Source organism: Paenibacillus sp. N119s (assembly GCF_059447605.1).
Genome location: NZ_JCAJRU010000272.1, coordinates 1 through 6,040, shown reverse-complemented (window position 1 = coordinate 6,040; position 6,040 = coordinate 1). Strand labels below are relative to the sequence as shown.

Genomic DNA, 6,040 nt, shown 5'->3' with positions numbered 1-6,040 from the left:
TGGATACCCATTATTTTTAGGAGAGGTGGAGGGATAAGTATGGAGAGTCAAATGGCATTGGAATTCGTTCGGGTAACAGAGGCAGCGGCACTGCAATCGGCACAATGGACAGGGCGTGGAGATAAGAATAGCGCGGACGAGGCGGCAACAGTAGCCATTCGTACTCATTTTAACGCGGTATCCATGGATGGCACGGTCGTGATTGGCGAAGGTGAAATGGATGAGGCCCCCATGCTGTATATCGGGGAGAGAGTAGGCAATCGCAGAGGTCCAGCCATGGACATTGCTGTCGATCCTCTGGAGGGGACGGAAACGGTGGCGAACGGTTTAAATAATGCACTGTCGGTCATTGCTGCTGCACCTCGTGGGGGTCTACTTCACGCTCCAGATATGTACATGCAAAAATTAGCCGTGGGACCCGCATTGGCTGGCAAGCTGTCACTAGAGGACTCGATCCCGACCACATTGTCAAAAGCAGCGCGAATACTGGGGAAATCCTTGTCCGATCTTACGGTGTCGATTCTGGATCGTACCCGGCATGCCGGGATCATCCAGCTCTTGCGGGAAAGCGGTGTTCGGATCAAGCTGCTTGGTCACGGGGATGTGATGGGTGCAATTGAAACCTGCCTGGATAGCGGTGTAGATTTGCATATCGGGTCTGGTGGCGCTCCTGAGGGCGTATTGGCTGCGGCAGCGCTAAAATGCATGGGCGGAGAAATACAGGGCCGCCTGCTGCCTCATGGAGAAGAAGAGATTGCACGTTGCCAGCGCATGGGTATTACTGATCCGGGGGCATTGCTGTCAATGGAGGATATGGTTGGACGCCAAGGCGTGATGTTTGTCGCTACAGGTGTGACGCCTGGTGAATGGTTGCAGGGTGTTCGTTCTCTGCCTGGTCACAGAGCTGAAACCCATTCAGTTGTAATGCATTCGGATACAAAAACGATTCGATTCGTGCGAAGTATTCATCATACAGCGGATTCTTCCGGTACGCTTGCGGCCGCAGCATCCTCTTGATCGTTGAAGTCAAGATTTACCTTACTGCTAAAATCAATCATAATCAACTTATAAAACAGCAAGTCTCTAACAACTGGGGACTTGCTGTTTGCTGTTACTGTTTTATAGGAGATGAAGGACTACAAAGCGGGGATATAAATTTCTAAAAAGCTTGCACTTTTGAAATAAAAATAGAAACGTTTCTATTAGGATTTGATAAGAAAAATTATAGTATCGGAAGAGAAAAATCGAATCGAACTAAATTTTTTAGACGAAGGGTCCAAGAAAGTTATGCATAATATAGTTCTTTAGAACCACAAATAAACCCCGTTTATTTAATATTTAAAAAGTTATTATATTGGGTTTATGTGAGCTCGTTTTAAATTAATTCCATTATATAGGATGTAGAGAAGGAGCGCGAAAAAAGGCGGAATTTGTCGGATGATATCAGGTTGAATTTGTTACATTTATGTTAATGGCATGTAAAGGTAAAATTGTTGTAGGAAAAGGGGTTTGAGCTTTTTTGTAAATCATAATGATTATAGTTTTACAAGATTCGTGAAAATCTGAAATTTTGTTTTGTATCTAATTAACAGTTCATAATGAGTAGCGAATGAAGGAAAAAAGTGAAATTGTGCTTTTGAAGTCGAGAAACATATGTAATAATATGGATTTTGTTTTATTTTTATGAAACCAATCAATTTAGCCCTTTTGTCCCATGCCAAGCGGTTTTAAAGTTTGTATATTTAAAAAAGCTAGAAAGTGTTGGAAGAAAAAAAGAGATATAAGGATTTATTGTAAAATTATGAACTGCATAGAGGATGGAGGAATTCATATGACGACTCGATCACAATCATGGTTCGCGAAAACAGAGGTCCAACCAGCTGCAAAGCTTCAACTATTCTGTTTCCCCTACGCAGGTGGCGGCACTTACATATTTAACTCTTGGAAGTCCAGGCTCGCGCCCGATATTACCGTGCTGCCTATACAGCTCCCCGGACGTGAGAGCCGCTCAACTGAAGCTCCGATGGAAACTCTTCAAGATATTGTTCAATCCTTAGTTCCCGCCATAGCTCCCTACATTCATAAGCCGTTTGCTTTTTTTGGACACAGCATGGGGGCACTGATTGCGTTTGAAACAGCCCGGCATTTGTACAGCAAAACTGGAAAACTACCTGTGCATATTATCGTATCTGGTAAGTCTGCACCACATCTTCCCTACTCCAAAAAACAACTCCATGATTTAGCAGACGATTCTTTCACCGAAGAGCTACGCTTGATGCAAGGAACACCCGAAGAAGTGCTGCAAAATGCAGAATTGATGCAAATTATTATGCCTCGTCTGCGTGCGGATTTTAAAGTATGTGAAACTTATGTTTATCAGCCGGGAAATCCTCTAGTATGCCCAATGACAGTTCTAGGGGGAGTGAAGGATTTTGAGGTTAGCACAGATTCGCTCCATGCCTGGCAGCAGCATACGACGTTCCCTATGGAAGTTCGAATGTTCGAAGGGAATCACTTTTTCATCCATGAACAAGAGCAAGAGGTTATGAGCGCAGTCGAAAGCATTCTATCCGCATCCCCGTCGAAGGCTCACGCTACGGCTGCTCATACTGCTTACAATACAAGTACTTAACAACCACGATTCAGACAGAGTTGAAAGACCTACACATCACGACACACTTCCGTTATCACCATCTCAACAATAATCGATAAAAATACCACCATGATGTATTTTCCAGCGCAGATGAGAATCCAATTTTTCTGTATAGACACTCATTCATACCAGACACAGAGACATCTTAATGACGTCCATTGCCAATCTAAAAAGTTCGCACTGGCTTAAAGTGTGAGCAACGAAAAAGAGGGATGCCTTTGTTTCGATCAAATTCTGCTTTTCGGAGACTCGCACGTTATATAAAACCATATAATCTATGGGTTTTTATATCAGTGACCGCCTCCTTGTGTTTGGCAGCTATTGACATTATTTTGGGTAAGGCCATAGAGCAAATGGCACAGGGGACATTCTCCTCCACTCAAAACATGATCTATCTTGTTATTGGTATGACGTTTATTGGAATGCCCTGTAAGTTTGTGATGAGATACGCCTCAGCACGCTTTAGCGTTAGTGCTCTGCACGATTTGAGGGGTGATCTCGTACATAAGTTTTATGATTTACCGGTTTCCAGCGTGGAGAGGAAGTTCACTGGAGATCTGGTATCCCGCTTAACTAACAACACGGCGTTGTTACAAAACTTTTTTATCCAGCAGTTTGCCAATCTGTTTTATTTGCCGCTTGTGTTTATAGCATCATTCACGTTGCTTGTACTGACAAGTTGGAAACTGATTTTGGCAAGTCTTGCGCTTATGTCTGTAGGGATGATCATCACATCACTGATGAGCAAGCCCATAAAAAAATACTCCGAAGAGCTTCAGGAGAAAATTGCTCATCTCAATGCGGTGGGGCAGGATGCGATTGGAGGCATTCCTATCGTCAAGGCATTCAATATGCAGGCTGTGCTATTGAAGAAGTATATGTTGATCACAGAGGAGGTCATCAAGCGTGGGCTGCGGCTGGAAAAGCGTTATGCGTTCATTACGCCGGTAGGTGTAATGATGCTGGCCACACCGATAATTTTGGTCATTGTGTATGGGGGATATCTGATTCAACAAGGTGAGCTGAATGCCGGAGGCATTGTCCTTTTTTTGTATCTGATTTCGTTCATCTTGCAGCCTGTTGCCATGCTGCCGACAATCATTTCGCAAATGAAGGAGGCGGAAGGAGCGGCAAAGCATTTGTTAGAGGTGCTGGATTGGCCGGATGAACGGCAAGACGGGAAAATCACTTCTATCAGTCAAGCTCAAGAGGATAAAACCCGCCGTTTGGAAGACGTTGCAGACAGCAACGATGACATTGCTGTAGTCAGCTTTGAGCATTTGACTTTTGGCTATAACGAAGGGAACCCGGTCCTGAAGGATATTAGTTTCCGGGTAGGGCAAGGAGAAACGGTTGCGATTGTTGGCGCCAGTGGTGGCGGTAAAAGCACCATTTTCAAGCTGCTTTGCGGATTCAATGAACCGGGAGTGCATGCTGGAACGGTTCAATTGTTTGGTAAGAATTTGACAGATTGGAATCTAACAAGCCTGCGCAGTCATATTTCGCTGGTATCTCAGGAACCATCGCTCTTTCCGGCTACTATTGCAGAAAATATCGGATACGGGCGTCTGGAGGCGACTCGGAAAGAAATTGTCGAGGCGGCGAAAGCGGCACATGCGCATGACTTTATTGTTCAGCTGCCCGATGGCTATGAAACCCTGTTGAGCGAACGGGGAGGCGGATTGTCAGGCGGACAAAAGCAGCGAATTTCTATAGCAAGAGCATTGCTAAAAAATGCTCCGCTGCTTCTACTGGACGAGCCGACTTCAGCACTTGATAGCCAATCGGAGGCTCAGATACAGATTGCAATGGATGCGGCCATGCAAAACCGGACGGTACTGGTCATTGCTCATCGACTGTCAACCATACGTCAAGCAAACCGTATTATTGTACTCGACCAGGGACGCATCGTGGAATCGGGTACCCATGAAGAATTACTAGGTCGTGACGGTGTGTACCGAAAGCTGTATTTGCAAAATTTTGATGAAGGACAGCAAACGGGAGAAAACGGGTCTTCACTGCCTGAGGAAAGGAGTGAGCGTCGTGACCTTCAAGCAGGGGTTTTATGAATTTAAGCAATTAATGTCCCTGATGAAGCCGCACCGAAAATGGTATTTTACGGGGCTGGTTGGCAATAGCCTGACCAATGCCAGTATCACAATTTTGCTTTCTTTTGTGGTGCATTATTTGCTGAATTTTGCGGTTAATGGCGATGTACAGGAGCTATACCGAGCGGTCTATTTGGTCAGCGGTACATTTTTGGCTCTAAGCCTTATTTCCCCTCTGTGCAGCTATATGTATAAACGATGTGTCAAGCTCGCGATTGCCGATGTACGAATGAAGCTATTCGGTCATATGATCAAGCTATCCTATGAAAAAGCCGAAAAACACCATTCGGGCAATCTTGTATCCCGCATGACGAACGATGTACAGACGCTGGAGCAAGCTTACACTATTCATATCCGTTCGATTATACTGGAAACTTCGCTTTTCCTGGGCTCATTGGTCATCTTGATGGTGCTGGATTGGCGATTTGGGATTATGGCAGTTGTGCTTGGGCTAGCTTCAGCCTGGATCAATGCTCATTTCGCCAAGAAAATGCGACATATGAGTGAAGAATTACAGGGACGAATGAGCAGGTTTACCGAACGATTGAGTGATTTGCTTTCCGGTTTACAGATGGTGAAGTTGTTTGGGTTAAGGACAAAGGTAGGCGGACTCTGTAACAATGCAAGTGAGGACATAAAACGGATCAGTATCCGGCAGGGACGTCATATGGGCTTGCAGGATATGTGCAATTTTGTCATTGAATTCATCACGCTTGGCGGTGTGCTTGTCGCCGGATTGATCCTGGTTGCGCAGAAGCAAATGGAACTGGGAGTACTGGGACAGATTGTGCAGCTGCAAACCGGTATTTCAACGGTATTTTTGGAGCTGGGGGCGGCTGTATCATTGTTACAAAACTCCTTGGCAGGCTTGGCGCGAATCCGCGAAATTCTGAGTGAGCCGAAGGAAGAGGAGCAGTTCCCCGCGGCGAAACAGAAGGGTTCACAGGCTGTGGACTCAGATCACACCATTGAACAGGTTCCGGCTGCGCTGGAGCTGCGCGATGTCACCTTTGGCTATCAGCCAGATCGTCCAACGCTGCGGAGATTGAACCTGGTGGTGCCGGAAGGGCAGGTAACTGCAATTGTCGGTTCGAGTGGTGGTGGCAAAAGCACCGTCATGAAGCTGCTGTTGGGATTTTATCCACCCGATGAAGGTGTGCTGCGGATTCGCGGCCGCATGGCAGAGGAATTTCGGCTAGACGAGGTTAGGGATTTAATGGCCTATGTACCACAGGAGGCTACGTTGTTCCACGGTACAGTAGCGGATAATATCCGCTTT

The 6,040-nt window shown here is 45.8% G+C and carries 4 protein-coding genes; all 4 read left to right on the top strand.

The genetic code is table 11. The features are described 5' to 3' along the window. Positions 1-39: 39 nt before the first annotated feature. Complete coding sequence (gene glpX / locus AC5V8P_RS22435) at positions 40-1,017, top strand: class II fructose-bisphosphatase (protein WP_063213727.1); 978 nt, start codon at positions 40-42, stop codon at positions 1,015-1,017. An 814-nt stretch (positions 1,018-1,831) separates the two neighbouring features. Next, positions 1,832-2,632, top strand: coding sequence for a thioesterase II family protein (locus tag AC5V8P_RS22430; RefSeq protein ID WP_064797385.1), 801 nt, complete (start codon positions 1,832-1,834; stop codon positions 2,630-2,632). Positions 2,633-2,871: 239 nt separating this feature from the next. Then, positions 2,872-4,722 (top strand): ABC transporter ATP-binding protein, encoded by a 1,851-nt coding sequence (locus tag AC5V8P_RS22425; RefSeq protein WP_064797386.1) that lies wholly within the window; start codon positions 2,872-2,874, stop codon positions 4,720-4,722. Continuing rightward, positions 4,697-6,040 (top strand): ABC transporter ATP-binding protein (locus AC5V8P_RS22420; protein WP_495473878.1); only part of this gene is annotated, 1,344 nt, incomplete at its 3' end. The genes AC5V8P_RS22425 and AC5V8P_RS22420, both read left to right, overlap by 26 nt.

Excerpts from the sequence above, each read along its gene's own strand:
- AC5V8P_RS22430 (WP_064797385.1), top strand. The coding sequence starts at position 1,832 with ATGACGACTCGATCACAATCATGGTTCGCGAAAACAGAGGTCCAACCA.
- glpX (WP_063213727.1), top strand. The coding sequence starts at position 40 with ATGGAGAGTCAAATGGCATTGGAATTCGTTCGGGTAACAGAGGCAGCG.